Origin of the sequence: Lacibacter sp., assembly GCF_035299325.1 — a bacterium.
Taxonomy (GTDB): Bacteria; Bacteroidota; Bacteroidia; order Chitinophagales; family Chitinophagaceae; genus Lacibacter.
On sequence record NZ_DATGWT010000023.1, the window covers coordinates 42,280 to 58,708 of the forward strand.

Annotated in this window: 16 protein-coding genes; 7 read left to right on the forward strand and 9 right to left on the reverse strand. The window is 40.4% G+C overall.

Annotated elements, in window-relative coordinates; all coding sequences use genetic code 11:
* Window positions 1-150 precede the first annotated feature (150 nt).
* On the forward strand, window positions 151-2,088 hold the full coding sequence (acs, locus tag VK159_RS13415) for an acetate--CoA ligase (RefSeq protein WP_324230659.1): 1,938 nt from the start codon (window positions 151-153) through the stop codon (window positions 2,086-2,088).
* A 94-nt stretch (window positions 2,089-2,182) separates the two neighbouring features.
* Here acs and VK159_RS13420 read toward each other — a convergent pair whose 3' ends face one another.
* From VK159_RS13420 to VK159_RS13450, 7 genes are all read right to left on the reverse strand, one after another.
* On the reverse strand, window positions 2,183-3,865 hold the full coding sequence (locus tag VK159_RS13420; RefSeq protein ID WP_324230660.1) for a hypothetical protein: 1,683 nt from the start codon (window positions 3,863-3,865) through the stop codon (window positions 2,183-2,185).
* A gap of 66 nt (window positions 3,866-3,931) precedes the next feature.
* Window positions 3,932-4,489, reverse strand: coding sequence for a L,D-transpeptidase (locus VK159_RS13425; protein WP_324230661.1), 558 nt, complete (start codon window positions 4,487-4,489; stop codon window positions 3,932-3,934).
* A 274-nt stretch (window positions 4,490-4,763) separates the two neighbouring features.
* Entirely contained in the window at window positions 4,764-5,195 is a 432-nt protein-coding gene (locus tag VK159_RS13430) for a DUF4332 domain-containing protein (protein WP_324230662.1), read from the reverse strand.
* Between the two features lie 113 nt (window positions 5,196-5,308).
* Window positions 5,309-6,169, reverse strand: coding sequence for an outer membrane beta-barrel protein (locus VK159_RS13435; protein ID WP_324230663.1), 861 nt, complete (start codon window positions 6,167-6,169; stop codon window positions 5,309-5,311).
* 24 nt (window positions 6,170-6,193) lie between these two features.
* On the reverse strand, window positions 6,194-7,273 hold the full coding sequence (locus VK159_RS13440) for a hypothetical protein (RefSeq protein ID WP_324230664.1): 1,080 nt from the start codon (window positions 7,271-7,273) through the stop codon (window positions 6,194-6,196).
* A gap of 79 nt (window positions 7,274-7,352) precedes the next feature.
* A complete protein-coding gene (locus VK159_RS13445) occupies window positions 7,353-7,838 on the reverse strand; it encodes an RNA polymerase sigma factor (RefSeq protein ID WP_324230665.1) in 486 nt (161 codons plus the stop codon).
* A gap of 86 nt (window positions 7,839-7,924) precedes the next feature.
* Window positions 7,925-8,122, reverse strand: a complete 198-nt coding sequence (locus VK159_RS13450; protein WP_324230666.1) for a hypothetical protein — start codon at window positions 8,120-8,122, stop codon at window positions 7,925-7,927.
* Window positions 8,123-8,267: 145 nt separating this feature from the next.
* Here VK159_RS13450 and kbl point away from each other — a divergent pair, with 145 nt between their 5' ends.
* Both kbl and VK159_RS13460 read left to right on the forward strand, forming a co-directional pair.
* Window positions 8,268-9,467 (forward strand): glycine C-acetyltransferase, encoded by a 1,200-nt coding sequence (gene kbl, locus VK159_RS13455; protein WP_324230667.1) that lies wholly within the window; start codon window positions 8,268-8,270, stop codon window positions 9,465-9,467.
* The gene (locus VK159_RS13460) at window positions 9,464-9,982 is read left to right on the forward strand and encodes a hypothetical protein (RefSeq protein ID WP_324230668.1); all 519 of its coding nucleotides are present in this window, start codon (window positions 9,464-9,466) and stop codon (window positions 9,980-9,982) included. The genes kbl and VK159_RS13460 overlap by 4 nt, the downstream gene beginning before the upstream one ends.
* 7 nt (window positions 9,983-9,989) lie before the next feature.
* Here the strand turns inward: VK159_RS13460 and VK159_RS13465 are convergent, their stop codons facing one another.
* Both VK159_RS13465 and VK159_RS13470 read right to left on the reverse strand, forming a co-directional pair.
* Entirely contained in the window at window positions 9,990-10,568 is a 579-nt protein-coding gene (locus tag VK159_RS13465; RefSeq protein WP_324230669.1) for a hypothetical protein, read from the reverse strand.
* A gap of 86 nt (window positions 10,569-10,654) precedes the next feature.
* A complete protein-coding gene (locus VK159_RS13470) occupies window positions 10,655-11,566 on the reverse strand; it encodes a hypothetical protein (protein WP_324230670.1) in 912 nt (303 codons plus the stop codon).
* A 110-nt stretch (window positions 11,567-11,676) separates the two neighbouring features.
* Here VK159_RS13470 and VK159_RS13475 point away from each other — a divergent pair, with 110 nt between their 5' ends.
* The 4 genes from VK159_RS13475 (at window position 11,677) to ispG (ending at window position 16,420) form a co-directional block, all read left to right on the forward strand.
* A complete protein-coding gene (locus tag VK159_RS13475) occupies window positions 11,677-12,483 on the forward strand; it encodes a penicillin-binding transpeptidase domain-containing protein (RefSeq protein ID WP_324230671.1) in 807 nt (268 codons plus the stop codon).
* Between the two features lie 172 nt (window positions 12,484-12,655).
* Complete coding sequence (locus tag VK159_RS13480; protein WP_324230672.1) at window positions 12,656-13,651, forward strand: VWA domain-containing protein; 996 nt, start codon at window positions 12,656-12,658, stop codon at window positions 13,649-13,651.
* A complete protein-coding gene (locus VK159_RS13485; protein WP_324230673.1) occupies window positions 13,648-14,286 on the forward strand; it encodes a tetratricopeptide repeat protein in 639 nt (212 codons plus the stop codon). Before VK159_RS13480 ends, VK159_RS13485 begins: the two co-directional genes overlap by 4 nt.
* Window positions 14,287-14,389: 103 nt before the next feature.
* Window positions 14,390-16,420 (forward strand): (E)-4-hydroxy-3-methylbut-2-enyl-diphosphate synthase, encoded by a 2,031-nt coding sequence (gene ispG / locus VK159_RS13490; protein ID WP_324230674.1) that lies wholly within the window; start codon window positions 14,390-14,392, stop codon window positions 16,418-16,420.
* Window positions 16,421-16,429 lie beyond the last annotated feature (9 nt).

Sequence of the window (16,429 nt, forward strand, 5' to 3'; positions counted from 1 at the left end):
AGGGCTTTCATAAAAAACCAACCATATGAACAGACATCGAACAGATCAATAGGGTATTGTCTGTTTTCTTTCAATAAAAAGACCGATGCAGAATAAAATTCGCTGCATAAGGCTGCAATATTTTTATATTTACGGCCCAAAGAACGAATGATGTCATATCCTTACCAGATCAAATCTTACGAAGAGTACAGAGAAGCTTATCAAAAAAGTGTTGAACAGCCTGAAGAATTCTGGGGTTCAATAGCTGAACATTTTCATTTTCGTAAAAAATGGGACAAGGTTCTTGAATGGAATTTCAAAGAACCAAAAGTTGAGTGGTTCAAAGGTGCAAAACTTAACATCACTGAAAATTGTATCGATCGTCATTTGGAAACATTGGGCGATAAACCAGCCATTATCTGGGAGCCTAATAACCCGGAAGAACGTGTGCGTGTAGTAACCTACAATCGTTTGCACAAACGTGTTTGTCAGTTTGCCCAGGTTCTTATCAACAACGGTGTAAAAAAAGGCGACCGTGTTTGTATTTATATGGGCATGGTGCCTGAGTTGGCTTATGCAGTGTTAGGTTGTGCACGTATTGGTGCTATTCATAGTGTGATCTTTGGTGGCTTTAGTGCACAAAGCATTGCCGATCGTTTGTATGATGCACAGGCAGAATTTATTGTTACCTGCGATGGTGCTTACCGTGGCAATAAGGATATTCCATTGAAGAGTGTGATCGATGATGCATTGATCGGTAACAGAACAGTAAAGAAAGTTATCGTTTATACACGCACACGCACACCCGTTTCCATGTTGAAAGGAAGAGATGTATGGTGGGAAGATGAAATGGAATTTGCAGAACACCAGGTAGAGAAAAATGGTGTGGTAAGTTTTCCTGCAGAAGAAATGGATGCAGAAGATCCCTTGTTCATATTATACACAAGTGGTTCAACAGGAAAACCAAAAGGTGTGGTGCACAGCAGTGCCGGTTATATGATCTGGACCAATTACACATTCGTGAATACATTCCAATATAAAAAAGGCGATGTGCATTTTTGCACAGCTGATATTGGCTGGATCACCGGGCACAGCTATATTTTATATGGTCCATTAAGCGCAGGTGCAACTTCATTGATGTTTGAAGGTATTCCTACATGGCCGGATGCCGGACGTTTTTGGGATATTGTTGATAAGCATAAAGTAAATATTCTTTACACTGCACCAACAGCCATCCGCAGTTTGATGGGCTTTGGTTTAGATCCGTTGAAAGGAAAAGATCTTTCCTCATTAAAAATACTGGGTACTGTTGGTGAACCTATTAACGAAGAAGCATGGCATTGGTATGATGAACATATTGGCAAAGGCAAATGTCCCATTGTTGATACATGGTGGCAAACAGAAACGGGTGGTTGTTTAATTTCAAACATGGCAGGTGTTACACCGGCAAAACCAAGTTGGGCAACATTGCCTATGCCCGGAGTGCAACCAATATTGGTAGATGAGAATGGAAAAGAAGTAACAGAGAAGGATGAGCATGGCTATTTGAAAGGAAACCTTTGTATTAAAGCACCATGGCCTGCAATACTTCGTACAACTTATGGTGATCATGAACGTTGCCGCACAAATTATTTTGCAACGTATGAAAATTTATATTTCACGGGTGATGGTGCATTGAAAGATGAAAATGGTTTCTATCGCATCACCGGAAGGGTAGATGATGTGTTGAATGTAAGCGGTCATCGATTAGGTACTGCTGAAATTGAGAACGCATTGAATATGCATGCAGGTGTGGTGGAAAGTGCAGTAGTTGGTTATCCGCATGATGTAAAAGGACAGGGCGTTTATGCGTACGTTGTTTACGGACACATGCATGGCGATGAAGAGCTTACACGAAAAGATATTCTGCAAACAGTTACCCGCATCATCGGTCCTATTGCCAAGCCCGATAAGATTCAGTTTGTAAGTGGCTTACCCAAAACAAGAAGCGGTAAGATCATGCGACGCATTTTAAGAAAGATCGCTGAGAATGATCTGAGTAATCTTGGTGATACATCCACCTTACTTGATCCCGGAGTAGTAGACGAAATAAAAAACGGAAAGTTATAAAAAAGAGAAGCCCCGACACCTACGATCGGGGCTTTTTCTTACAAGTGGATTTTGGGTATCGATCCGTGTAAGTTTATTAAGTCGCTGAATTATTTTATTCCAGCGGCATTTTCGCAAACCATAATGTTTTTCCACTTTTATTTTCTCCAAAGAAGAAGATTTGGGAGTTACCTTTTAGCGGCATCATGGGATATTTATTGTTTACATAGTAATCTGTTTTACCCTGCCCGAACTGTACAAAGTCACCAATCTTTGCATTAAGCACATCAACAATTGCTACATTGGGATATAAGAGGAACTTGTACTTACTTTCACCAAGCTCTTTTTCTTGTCTCCAGCCTTTCATTTCCATAATAGTCCAGTATAACTTACCATCGGGCCCTACCCATAATAATTGATTGTTGGCAGATGATTTGGCATCTTTATCATTCTCTTCACGGCGAACACCATAAGCTGCTCTTAATATTCCATCATTCGCAAAATGCATCATAATAATATCTTCATATTGCAGCCCTCCCTGTGCAGCTCCACCACCGCCGGTTCCTGTTATTGTGCCTAAAAATTTATTTCCACCAAGGACACCGCCTTTTGATTTAGAATATTTCTGGCCTGCAATCATTAGGTCGCCATTGGGCATTGCTTTTACAGTTGATACTTTAAACTTACGACCAGTATATTCGGGTTTTCTTTTTTGCGATGGAGGGGATTGTGATTTTTTGTCAAAGTCATCCAATGTATTTAAAGTGGTATATACAGCTTTGCCATTTGCAATTTTTACAATTTGAAACCCCTTCGCTTTAAATTTTTCTATTTCCTCGTCTCGCATTCCAAAAGGTGCGGCAAATTTTTCATTGAAATAGTCTTTCTGGCTATCCTCATCACCAGTAGCACCAACAATATATACACCGTCGTTTGTTTCAATTAACATATCCCCATTAAAAATACCTGTCTTACTTTTAAAAGGTATGCGCTCCTTTAACTTTCCATCAGTACTGATTCTGGCAAACGAATAATTTTTTGCATCAGGGTCGGCCACAGATTTAAAACCTTTTCCGCCCATTGGGGCAAATACCATAATCAATTCTTTCTGTTCGGTATTTTCTTCATCTTCATCAGCATCATCTGTATTTGCAGCTACCAGCGTTTGTGGAAAATCAAATTTAAATTCTTCATCACTCAGTTTATTTAATTCATGATCATATCGAAGTATATGAAACTCCGTTGTCATTGTTAACATATTACCAAGCCCTTTACCTTTATCTGTTGCAATAATCATGATGTCGCCGTTAGGTTGCTCAGCATGTGTTATATACTGAAGTTTGCCGCCATCATCTGTTTTAGGTTTAAGTTTTTCACCTGATGTTACTTTGCGATCGTAACCGCCCCAAAACCAGTTCCATTTATATTTATAAGTTTTGCGTCGTAAAATAAGCGTACCCATAAAATTTTTCTCAACAGTTACAGCCTCCTGTTCCCATTCATCTCCTTTATCTGCCCGGTATCCTTTTACTTTTTCCATGGGTACTTCACTGTCTTCTTTACTTTTAAAAGTAAAGTCCAGATCAAAATTGTAAGTTTCAAACTTTGCCTTTTTATTTGTTGCTTTTGTAACAAATGTGAGCGATAGCTTGTTATTAGATTCGTCAATTACCGGCTCGTACATATAGCCTCTGTTTGCTTTGCCGCTTATTTCATAATTAGCTTCTTTAGTTAATCGTTGAGCAACTACCTGGTTAACTGTAAAAAGGAAAAACAATAAAAAATGTCTTGGTTTCATGTTGTGGAATTTGAAACCAAATAAAAGCCTTACTTCTTTTTGATCTTATACCCTTGAGACGGTATTTTAACGAAGTATGGTCACTTCAGTGCCAACGGGAAGGAGTGTGTATAGTTCTTTAGCGTACTCACGTTTTGTGGAAATACAGCCGAGCGTCCAATTGTAATAGTAATCTACAAAACGATCTTCGTTACGCCGGGTGGCATGTATGCCAATACCTCCACCAGGTCTTGCATTGGCTGGAATAACGCCCTGCGATTTACGGGCGTTGAATTTTTCTATGTCACTTTGTGTGGGATAGTCGAGCAATAAAAAATGACCCCATTCTGCGTGAAGCTTCTTGGCAATGATTCGATAGGTTCCTTCCGGAGTCCGACGATCACCCTCCATCATTTTATCAGTCAGTTCGCTTGAACCAAATACCACAGGATAAGTAAACAACCATCCTTCTTCATCATACACTTTCAACTCGTAGTTGCTTTTATCAATAACTACTTTGTAGTAAGCTGATTTTTTTACAGCTGGTTTATGAAGTGCTGTTTTACTCCGGCTGAAAAAACTAAACCCGGATAACATCAGCATCAGCACACAACAAAGAATAAGTGGGGTTGACCGGTTCTTCATTTTCACGTTGTTTTCAACTGAATCTTTTCTGTTTTTAATTGTCAGTTGTTATTCGTCATTAAAAATTAATCTCGCTTTAATGCAGAAATTGCTCATTAATTTTTTATAACTCATTTCAACAGTACAGAATTAACGGGCAATAATTATGCTATAGTATGGGTGTGAATTTAATTAACAATCCCTTTATGAAGAAGTGGTGGATAACCTTGTTTGAAGCTATACAATAAAGCCGCCCTGTAAATGAGGCGGCTTTATTTTTTATTCGTAAGAATGCTTAGTGAAAAACTTTTGGCTCCAGTGTTTTTGCTTCGGCAATCATGGCTGCCAGTTTTTCTGCTGAAGGAACTTTGCCGGTCAAACCAAACTTTTCATTTGTCTCTACCATCTTTGCATGCAGGTTTTCTGCATTGCGTGTAGCAAGTTCTTTCACGGTATCAACTCCTGCAGCTTCCAGTAACTCCGCTGTTTGTCCGGCAACACCATTAATGCGGTGGAGATCGGCATGGTTCACCCAGGTGAGGATCAGGTTTTCAGGGATCTCAGTTATTTCATTGATCGCTACCCGTCCTTTTTTTGTTCCGCCTTGTGCCAACAGATCGTCTGTTGTAAAAATGGCCATGGTTTCCAATCGTGCTGCATAGTTTGGACCAATGCCTTCAATATCGATCACTTTATAACCCATAGTTCGTTTTTTAAATTTCGACAAAGTAAAGAAATTATCAAGTTATAGAAGTGTTTAATCAAATCGGGTAAGCCACCCATAAAAAAACCGCTCCTCAAAAGAGAAGCGGTTAGCCAGAGAATACAGCGTGAGCTGTATTACCAGCTGCTGAATCTTATACCAAAGTTGTAAGGCGTTTGTTCCAGTCCGTTTTTATGTAAGTTGTTGAGTGCGTAGCTTCCGTATAAGCGAACCGCACCCAGGTTCAATTCACCAATTGCAGAAAGCTTCCATGGTTCAAGGTTGAAATCGCTTCTTACTTTTTCTTTACCGTTTTGTTCACTCTTCATTTTCTGGCGGGCTGCATACATGTAACCTGCGCTTACACCGGCACTGAAGCCATAACCTTTTTTACGCTTGGGAGCAAAGTTGAAATCGAGCATAACAGGCACAGTTAAATAATCAGCTGCCAGTTTATTTTTTCTGTATTTGAAATTGTCGATGGTAATATTTGTAACGGGTTCGGTATTGTAACGAATGCTTTTTTCGAAACTGTAATTATTCATCTCTACACCTAAACCATATTTCAGGTTTACTACGTGTTTGATCAGGTTTACACGTTGCATAAAGAACCAAACGTTTACATTAATAGAGCGACCGTTACGCAGACCCATTTGGTCTTTTGTTCCTGTTGGGAAAAATGCCTGTGCTTCAGGTGATGCATAATTTGTTTGATCATTTACGTTAGAGAAACCAAGATCAAGAATAAGCCAGTTTGTACTGATGTTTGATTTTTTATACTCTTTACGTTTTTTGATTTCAACCGATACGCCGTCATCATCGTCGTCATCGTCATTTTCATCTTTTTCTGCTTTCTTTTCTTTGCCATCATGTTTTTTGATGATGATCATGTTGCCGACTTTAATGGTATCGGCACTTTGTGGTTTTGTGGTGTCGCTTTGTGCATTGAGGCCGAGGCATAGTACTAGACCAAGCAATGAGAATAAAAACTGCTTCATAAAAATTTCCGTTTAAAGTTTTTGTTATTGGGTGTTTACTGCAAACACTGCAAAGCGTACTTCGGAAGAACTTGATTGAATACCGGTTTTACGTTCAAGCGTCCGTTTTGCTTTTTTTATCAACCCTGCTATTCCACTTCTGCGTTGCCTTTCTTCGTTAAGGAGTCCGTCCTCTTCTTCGTCGGCAACATCGTTGTTGTAAGCAGCATAGCTGATGTTGTTTGCTATAGGTTGTACGGTTGAAGTTTTAGAAATGTTACTGGGGGCATCAATTTTATTTTCAACTATTTTTTCAGTTACATCAGTCTTCACAATATCTATTGGTTTTTCAACAACAGGCGTAGTAATTGTTGTTTCTGTTTTTCCAGTTGTATTAACTGTAGGCGCAGAAACATTGCCAGTTGTAGATGTTTTTGTTTTTTCTGTTGATTCAGTAGATGCTGTAGATTGATTAAACTCGCTGGTTTGTTCATCCAGTGTCTCTTTCACTAAATCTTTTACGGAAGACGGCCTGTTTGTTTCTTCTGTATTTTTCTTTACCGGTTGTTGTTGATCAATAACAGCAATAGATTCCGGTTTATCTGTTGTTTTCGTTTTATCCAACATCAGCCACATGGCACTGCCCAGCAATACAACAACTGCCGCTGCAGCGCTCCATCTCCTGGCTGTTATGCTCATCGAGAATACATGTGCAGGTTCAGCTTGTTTATACAGTAAAGATTTATCGGGGAATACAATAGAAGTGTCAGCTGTTAACTGGCTGCGACGAAGCCACTGTAATTCTTTCTGAAGTGTTGTGTTAGCTACAAGTTCTTTTTCAACTTGTGCTTTTTCATCAGCTCTTAATTCATCATCAATATAAAGTAACAATTGCTCTTCGCTGATGTTGCTTTCTTCATCAACCGGTTTCAATAAAGAATTGATGAATATTGAATCCAGTTTTACATCATCTGTAAAAGTAGACTGCTGGATCAAATCAAATTCTTCCTGTAAGTCGGGATTAGATGCCACAAATGCTTCCACAATTTTCCGCTGCCCGGCTGTCAACTCGTTGTCGACATACAGGAGGAAAAACTCTTCGTAATTATGGCGGTTAATGTTCATTGTTATTCAAGTTAATGGTTCATTGTTCATGGTTCATTTCAAAGCATTTTGCCATGAACTATCAACTATGATCTATATCCTACATTACATTCTCAATACTCACTAAATAATTCTTCAACTGTAATCTTGCTCTGTGCAAATAAACTTTCACCTGGCTTTCGTTCAATCCCGTTATTTCACCAATCTCGTCGTAACTGTATCCTTCGTAATCTTTTAATAAAACCAGGCTTCTTGCTGTTTCACTCAACCGGGCCAGTGCCTCTTCCAACACTTTCTTCATATTATGTTGCGGCCTTTCCTGTATTCTCACTTCTTCTGCAAATTCATCTCGCAGGCTCACCCGTTTGTGTTTGCGAATGTGATCGATCATCTGGTTGTAGGCAATGGTAAACAGGTATGATTTGCTGCGCTCATTGTCTACATTGTCTTTATTCACCCACAATTTTTCGAAAGCACTCTGCACAACATCCCGTGCATCTTCTTCGTGCCCCAAATTCTTGAGGATAAAACGGTATACGTTGTCGGCATACCGGGTCACACATTCATTATATTCTCTGGCGGTCATAAATCAGTTAGTGATCCGTGATGATAAATTTAACTATCAGTAATACGGACACCGAAAATAAAAGTTACAGGAAAATAAAAATATTTTTAGAGCGTACCTGAAAAAGAATCGAAAATGAAGAAGCCGGTTTGCGGTGCCGTGTTTGGCGCCGGTTTTTCCTGGCAGGTTTTGCTGCATTTGGGAGATGAAGCAGAAGATTTTTTGGCAGGTGTGATGGTAAGCAATGCCCATGCAGAAACGGTAACTAATACCACAGCACCAAGAAGGATGATTTGCTTTTTCATAAACACCTGTTTGAAGGATAAGACGAAGGTAGAAGGAAAATGTTACAGTTGTACCACATATTTGTGTGAATTTCTTGAACATGCAATCGGTTACGCATAAAAGAACCTCTGAATCCTCTTATTTTTGTCGTTTAAACCTATTGTTATGAATGAGAAGTTAGTGCAACGCATTGCAAATGAATTGGATGAGATCAAGACCAACGGGCTTTTTAAAACCGAGCGCATCATTGAGAGCGCCCAAGGTCCTGAGATCATGGTCAACGGGAAGGTTGTATTGAATTTCTGTGCCAATAATTATCTCGGCTTGTCGTCGCATCCGAAAGTGATTGAGGCGGCAAAAAAATACATCGACCTCCGTGGCTTTGGGATGAGCAGCGTACGTTTTATTTGCGGAACGCAGGATATTCATAAAGAACTGGAAAAGAAAATTTCGAAATTCCTCGGTACAGAAGATACCATTTTATATGCCGCGGCTTTTGATGCCAACGGGGGTGTATTTGAGCCCTTGTTTGGCGAACAGGATGCCATCATCAGCGATGCGTTGAACCATGCCAGCATTATTGACGGGGTGCGTTTGTGTAAAGCTCAGCGTTTCCGTTATGAGCATAACAACATGGCCGATCTTGAAGCCAAACTGCAGGAAGCAGCGGGTGCCCGTAACCGTGTGATTGTTACTGATGGAAGTTTCAGTATGGATGGCACCATTGCCCAGCTCGATAAAATTGTTGAACTCGCAGAAAAATATGATGCAGCGATCATGGTCGATGAATGTCATTCAAGCGGCTTTCTCGGAAAGACCGGTCGTGGCACTCATGAATACCGCGGAGTGATGGGTAAGATCGATATCATTACAGGTACACTAGGTAAAGCACTCGGCGGCGCCAGTGGCGGTTTCACCAGTGGTCGTAAAGAAGTGATCGAAATGTTGCGTCAACGTTCACGCCCCTATCTTTTCAGTAATACATTGGCCCCAAGTATTGTGGGTGCATCCATTGCCGTAATGGATCTGTTAAGCGAAACAACTGAACTGCGTGATAAACTCGAAGCCAATACAAAATACTTCCGTAGTAAAATGACCGCTGCCGGTTTTGATATTAAACCGGGTGACCATCCGATTGTTCCCATCATGTTATACGATGCAGTGGTGGCGCAGGATTTTGCGGCCAAATTGTTGAAGGAAGGAATTTATGTGATCGGATTTTTCTTCCCGGTTGTACCAAAAGGCCAGGCACGCATACGTGTACAATTAAGTGCAGCGCATGATCAACAGCATTTAGACAAAGCCATTGCGGCGTTTACAAAAGTGGGGAAAGAGTTGGGTGTATTGAAAGAAGTAACCGTATGAGGAAACTCTTGATTGTACATGCATTGCTGCTGATCTGTTTGGTTTCATCAGCACAACAACTTTCATTTCCACAATCTTTTGTTGGCAACTGGAAAGGCACACTTACATGGAATCGGCCAGAAAAAGTGCCACAGCAATTTACCATGAGTTTGAATATTCAAGCTGTTGACAGTGGTCGTTATACCTGGCAGATAATTTATGGTGATGAGCAGAAAGACAATCGTCCGTACATATTAATGCCGGTCGATACAACAAAAGGTCATTGGCAAATCGATGAACGAAATACAATTGTGCTGGATGGATATTTTATCGGTAATACGTTTAGTTCTGTCTTTGCCGTATCAGGCAGCACGATTGTCAGCAAGTATGAATTAACCGCTGACGGCTTGATGGTTTCATTTACTACTTACGCAGCAAAACCAATTGCAAAAACGGGTGGTACTTCAAAAGAAATACCACCCGTTGATAGTTATAAAGTAGTTGGGCTGCAGCAAGGATTGCTGAGGCGTGAGTAACAATTTATTATCGTTTGATCCTGAAACTTCCTTCCGTTACATTTAAAACCGTTGTACCTGTCATTGCCTGCATTTTTCCACTAAAGGTTCCTGCTACAACCGTACTTGTCAGTTCCGTAATGCGGATCTTGAGGTTTACATCGGTTGGTACCAGTAAAGTACTATACTGTTCGCCTGTAGCATCAAAATACAAAAGCGCACCTTGTATGGTTTGGCCAACTGTAGCATCTGAATAATCTTTATTGGCAACAATCGGGGTAATATCATTTATGTTAATACCCATCAGGTTTGTAGTTGAACTAGACGTGCTGAATGTGCCCTGGATCGATGCAGTGTAAATAGTTGTGCCAACGATATCAATTGAACTAAAAACAGCAAATGTATTAGCGTTAAATTCTTTTTGTACACCGTTAATTTTAAATTTCATAAAGTAGCTGCTGCTTCCTCCTGTGCCGCCTCCTCCACCTGTTCCGCCGGTTCCACCGCTTCCGCCACTGCTGAATGATTTTTCTTTTGAACAGGAGCTAAGCCCAAAAGAAATGATTGCAAAGAGAAGTGTTAAAGCATAGAGTTGATTCTTTTTCATCTGTCTGATTTTTGCTTGAAATAAGTACTGCAAGATGCAATTTTTATTTGAAGATAGCTTCTGTTGTGAACAGGTTTTAAGTGCTTTTATTTAATGGTGGGGATCAATCCACGTATACCCATATCAACCAGGGTTTCGCCTTTCAACGGCTCCCATTTACCATTTGGGTTCAGGTCTTTCCATTCCACGCTCTTGTTGATGCTGAAACTGCATTCCACCACAATATCTTTTGTTTCATTTCCGGTGATCTTCAGTTTGCCATTGGCAAACGCTGCTGTTACCACACAACTTCCTGCAGGAATGGGTGATGTATTGAACAATGGATTTACAACTGTTGTTGCTCCGGCAGGTGCCTGACCGCTTTGTGCAACAGGAATATTTGTTCCCAGCACAGGAACACTTGTTTCGAAACCCCAGAAACCCTGGGTGCGGTTACCATTTACCGGTATACTTTGTGTTTTTACTGTAAACGTTTTGATATAACTGTTGAAACCAATGAACGATGCAATGGTTGCCGTAAGATCCTGGTTTATGGAAACACCGTTGATGGTTGTATCAACTCTTATTTTCACATCGCCATTTTGATAAGCGAGTGAGATACGCAGCCATTCATATTCACCAACAGCTATCTGGTTGATGGGCACTTCATAAAACACTTCGTTATTGCCTGCTTGCGGTGCTTTTTCAAAGTCAATGGCATTACTGCCGCCAGCAGTTGTTTCTGCTGCATGATACAGTACTGCACCTTTTCCCAATAACGTAAGAGGACCGGGAGCAAGCTCAATATAATGCGCACTCATCTTATTCATCACGCCACTTTGGGCTGCATTACCTGCAGGTATAGTTGATGGCTGACCAATATTATTCAGTCTTACCTGTGTGGAATCGAATTTGAATTTGAAAATAACTTTTGCAGAACGGTTGCCGGTTTCATTTTTCTTGCAGCTTAGCGCAAAAAAGCTAACACTGATCAACAGTGGCAGTAGTGTACGGGGCATGATGGCTGGTTTTGAGCCTCTAAAACGCCGGGAAAGGACGCTTATTGCTTTTCGGAAAGTTTTAGGAGGCCATTCACATTCTCACTTTACTTTTGTGCAAAATTTTAAACATGCGGTTTGTTCCTGTTTTGTTCTTCCTGGTTGTACTTTTTAACTCTTGTTCCATCAATAATTTTTCGATTGATAACGACCTGAAACAGTATTTCGATAAATACAAAGCAACCGGTTCTTTTGCGTTGTTTGATAATGCGCAGGCACAGTTTACCATTTACGATTCAGCTAATTTCAGAAAACGTTTTACACCCGCTTCCACATTCAAAATTGTGAACTCACTCATTGGCTTGGAAACAGGAAAGATCTTTGATGAAAAGATGGTCATTAAATGGGACGGTGTGGTAAGAGATCGAACAGAGTTGAACAAGGATATGACGATGGAAGAAGCATTTAAAGTTTCATCGGTTCCTTATTACCAGGAAGTGGCACGCAGGATCGGTAAGGATACGATGCAGTTCTGGATTGATACATTGCAATACGGAAACAAAAACATAGGTGTTGCGGTTGATTCATTCTGGCTCAACAACGCCATTAAAATTTCGCCCGATGAACAATTGGGCTTGGTAAAACGCCTGTATTTTGAACAGCTTCCTTTTCAGAAACGTACCCAGCAGATCGTTCGCAAAGTGATGATGCAGGAAGATAATTCGCTGTACAAACTCGCCTACAAAACAGGTTGGGGTTTCGATGAAAAAGGTGAAAACATTGGCTGGATCGTGGGTTGGATCGAAGAAAACCGTCACCCTTACTTTTTTGTGTTGCTGGTTCAATCACCTGATGAAAAATACGACATGAGGAATAATCGTCTTGCATTGCTGAAAGACATTTTGAAGCATTACGATTTTATGCAGGGGAAGAAATAATGAATGAGCAATTGGCAATAAGCAATAGGCAAGTCGGACGCAAATGAGTATTGTTCTTTGCTAATTGCCCATTGAGTATTGCCTATTAAAGAAATCTGGCTTAACTTTTGTTTATTTCGGTAAACTTGTACTTTGTACCCTGAAACTTGTACGTTATTAATCACAATTATCCTTGTTCTCCTTCGCACATATCGAATATTTACTCTTGCTGGCAGTAGTTATACCAGTGATTTTATTATTTGTATTCAACAAGCGTTGGAAAAAGAAGACAAAAAAGAAAATTGGTGACGAACAGTTGGTGAATCTCTTAACAGCCAATCATTCCGGGAAAAAATTTGCAGCGAAGTTTTATCTCATTCTGGCCGCTATTGCATTAACAGCAGTAGGTGCGGCTAATCTGCGTACAGCAGGGAAAGCAGAAAATGTAAACCGCAAAGGCCGGGATATTATCATTGCCATGGATGTAAGTAAAAGCATGTTGGCTGATGATGTAAAACCTACCCGTTTGGATAAGGCCAAACAATTCATCAATAAACTTCTTGATCAATTACCTGATGATCGTGTCGGGCTCATCTGGTTTGCAGGTAAAGCTTATTTGCCCATGCCATTAACAGCAGATCAGGGTGCTGCAAAATTATATGTGCAATCGGCTGCGCCTGATGCAGTACCAACTCAAGGAACTGTTATTGGTGAAGCCATGCGATTGGCAGCAGAAAGTTTTCCGCAGGAAAGTAAACGTTACAAAGTGCTGTTGCTGATAACAGATGGTGAAGATCATGATGAAGCGGCAGAGAATATGGCCCGTGAACTGAAAAACCGTGGTTTTTTATTACTGAGTATAGGTTTAGGAACAGCAGAAGGTTCTCCCATTACTGATCCTGAAACAAAAGAATTCAAGAAAGATAATCTTGGGCAAACAGTTGTATCGAAGTTGAATGAACCATTGCTTCGTCAACTTGCTGCAGTGAATGGTGGCTTATATGGCAATCTTGAGAATACCGATGAAATGCTGAAGGAAGTTACAACTATCATCAACCAGCTGGAAAAAAAAGGTGTGGAAGGAGAAGTGAGCAACACCAACTATAACAACTTCTTCTTCTGGTTTTTAACGGCTGCATTATTGCTGCTGATTGTTGAACTGTTTATTTATGAACGTAAGAAGGCATGAAGATTTTCTTAACCATATTTGTTTTATTTACTGCGTTGCTTACCCATGCACAGGAAGGGGAAGTGATGAAGGGCAATCGTTATTACAAAGAAGGTAATTATGATAAAGCGGAAGAAGCTTATCAAAAAGCATTGAGCAAAAAAGAAAACCTGATTGCACGATATAATCTTGGTAACACACTTTATAAAAAGGAAAGTATTGATGATGCGGTAAAATCGTTTGATGGAGTGATCAACGCTACCGATGATCCTGAACTGAAAACAAAGGCGCTTTATAACAAGGGCGTTTTATTGCATAAAGGCAATCGCTTAACCGAAGCAATTGAAGCATATAAACAGGCATTGCGTTTAACTCCTGAAGATGAAGAAGTAAGAAAAAATCTGCAACTGGCACTTCAACAGAAAAAGCAACAGGAACCGAAAAAGGATCAAAAGAAAGAGCAGAAGGAGCAAAAGCAGAAACAGGAAAAAAAGAAGGAAGAACCAAAGCCAGAGCAACCCAAGCCTCAAAAAAGCAAGCTTACCAAAAAGCAGGCTGAGCAATACCTCAAAGCACTCGAGCAAAAAGAGCGTGAATTACAGGAAAAAGTGCGGAAAAAAACCGCTGTTCCCAACCAGCCGGAGAAAGACTGGTAAAGAATTTTTGATTTTAGATTGATGATTTCAGATTTATTAGAACCAAATGCTTCAACAGGTTGTAATTTTACCAATCTGAAATCGAAAATCGGCAATCTGAAATATGCATTTATATACTGCTTCCTTAACTGAATACAAACGACTGGCAACAAAAGAGGTAAAGATCGGCGATCTGCTGTTGGGGAATTTCCATCCTATCCGTTTGCAAACGATGACCACTACCGACACAATGGATACCATTGCTACGGTAGAACAAAGCATCCGCTGTATTGAAGCCGGTGCCGAGTTGGTTCGTATAACTGCACCTTCAAAAAAAGAGGCAGAGAATTTACAGAACATTAAAGATGCATTGCGCAAAAGAGGCTACAACACTCCGTTAGTGGCTGATATTCATTTTACGCCAAACGCTGCCGAGATAGCAGCACGGATTGTAGAGAAAGTGCGTGTGAATCCCGGTAACTATGTTGATAAGAAAAAATTTGAACAGATCGAATATACAGATGCAGAATATCTTGAAGAGATCGATCGCATTCGTGAGCGCTTTACACCGCTGGTGAAAATTTGTAAGGAGTATGGAACGGCCATGCGTATCGGAACCAATCATGGTTCACTGAGCGATCGTATTATGAGTCGGTATGGCGATACTGCAATTGGTATGGTGGAAAGCGCTATGGAATTCTTACGCATTGCACGTGCAGAAAGTTTTCACAATATAATGCTCAGCATGAAGAGCAGTAATCCGCAGGTGATGGTGCAGGCGTATCGTATGCTCATCAATCACATGATGGACGAGTTCAATGAATGTTACCCGTTGCATCTTGGTGTTACCGAAGCAGGTGATGGTGAAGATGGTCGTGTGAAAAGTGCAGCAGGTATTGGTACATTACTCGAAGATGGCATTGGCGATACCGTGCGTGTAAGTTTAACAGAAGACCCTGAGTTTGAAATTCCGGTGTGCAGAGACCTGGTGAAACGATATCAGCAAACTGAAAAACCAACAGCAAAAATTCCGGCTATTTCTACTTCCGGATTACCTTATTCTCCTTTTGAATACAAACGCAGGGAAAGTTTTGCAGTAAGCAATATTGGTGGCAAGCAAGTACCTGTTGTTATTGCGGATCTTAGTAAGCTTGATTCCATCACAGCAAAAGAATTAGAACGTGTAGGTTATAAATATGATGAAGTAACAGATAAGTGGAGTATTGGTGATATGGCAGCTGATTATATTTTCATTGCCAATCAAAGATTGAATTTTGAATTGCCGGGCACATTGAAAGTGATTGTTTATCCAGAAACATGGAAAGCATCTGCGGCAACAGTTGCAGGCGAGCAAAAGTACTTTCCCATTTTTGCAGACAGTGGTTATGCAGAAGCCGAGGTGAAAAATGATGTATTGAATTTTGTTATGATCGATTGTTATAACGATGATACAACGCTTAATGATTATACTTATCTCGATGTATTGGCAAATGATCCAACAGTTGTATTGTGTTTGAGCAGTACGAATAAAAATGCGATGCAGAGTGTGCGTCGTATGTTTATTGAGCTGATGAATCGCAAGATCAAAAACCCGGTTGTGTTAATTACAGACAGTAATTGGGAAACAGCCGATGAGCATCTTATTCACTATTCCACTGAGTGCGGCGCCTTGCTGCTCGATGGTATGGGTGATGGTATTTGTTTGGGCATGAGTACAAATAGTTATTCGTTACAGGCTGCCAATTACTCGCAAAATACTGCCGGTAGAAATTATCTAAGCAACCAATCGCCTGAACAGTTCATCAATAACACGGCTTTTACTATTTTGCAGGCAACACGTACTCGTATTTCAAAAACGGAGTATATTTCGTGTCCGAGTTGTGGACGAACATTATTTGATCTGCAGGAAACAACAGCAAAGATCCGTTCGGTCACCAATCATTTGAAAGGCGTGAAGATCGCTATCATGGGTTGTATTGTAAATGGCCCCGGTGAGATGGCTGATGCAGATTTTGGTTATGTAGGCAGTGGTCCGGGAAAGATCACGTTATACAAAGGAAAAGAAGTAGTGAAGCGTAATGTAGATAGTGAAGTTGCAGTTGATGAACTCATTAATTTATTAAAAGAAAACAGTGCCTGGGTTGAACCGGCATAAAATAAGAAA

Bases quoted from the DNA above. Each gene is read 5' to 3' on its own strand.
- VK159_RS13440 (WP_324230664.1), bottom strand. From the start codon at position 7,273: ATGAACATTAACCGCCATAATTACGAAGAGTTTTTCCTCCTGTATGTC.
- VK159_RS13470 (WP_324230670.1), bottom strand. From the start codon at position 11,566: ATGCCCCGTACACTACTGCCACTGTTGATCAGTGTTAGCTTTTTTGCG.
- VK159_RS13445 (WP_324230665.1), bottom strand. From the start codon at position 7,838: ATGACCGCCAGAGAATATAATGAATGTGTGACCCGGTATGCCGACAAC.
- VK159_RS13425 (WP_324230661.1), bottom strand. From the start codon at position 4,489: ATGAAGAACCGGTCAACCCCACTTATTCTTTGTTGTGTGCTGATGCTG.
- VK159_RS13475 (WP_324230671.1), top strand. From the start codon at position 11,677: ATGCGGTTTGTTCCTGTTTTGTTCTTCCTGGTTGTACTTTTTAACTCT.
- VK159_RS13435 (WP_324230663.1), bottom strand. From the start codon at position 6,169: ATGAAGCAGTTTTTATTCTCATTGCTTGGTCTAGTACTATGCCTCGGC.
- kbl (WP_324230667.1), top strand. From the start codon at position 8,268: ATGAATGAGAAGTTAGTGCAACGCATTGCAAATGAATTGGATGAGATC.
- acs (WP_324230659.1), top strand. From the start codon at position 151: ATGTCATATCCTTACCAGATCAAATCTTACGAAGAGTACAGAGAAGCT.
- VK159_RS13460 (WP_324230668.1), top strand. From the start codon at position 9,464: ATGAGGAAACTCTTGATTGTACATGCATTGCTGCTGATCTGTTTGGTT.
- VK159_RS13465 (WP_324230669.1), bottom strand. From the start codon at position 10,568: ATGAAAAAGAATCAACTCTATGCTTTAACACTTCTCTTTGCAATCATT.
- VK159_RS13485 (WP_324230673.1), top strand. From the start codon at position 13,648: ATGAAGATTTTCTTAACCATATTTGTTTTATTTACTGCGTTGCTTACC.
- VK159_RS13420 (WP_324230660.1), bottom strand. From the start codon at position 3,865: ATGAAACCAAGACATTTTTTATTGTTTTTCCTTTTTACAGTTAACCAG.
- ispG (WP_324230674.1), top strand. From the start codon at position 14,390: ATGCATTTATATACTGCTTCCTTAACTGAATACAAACGACTGGCAACA.
- VK159_RS13450 (WP_324230666.1), bottom strand. From the start codon at position 8,122: ATGAAAAAGCAAATCATCCTTCTTGGTGCTGTGGTATTAGTTACCGTT.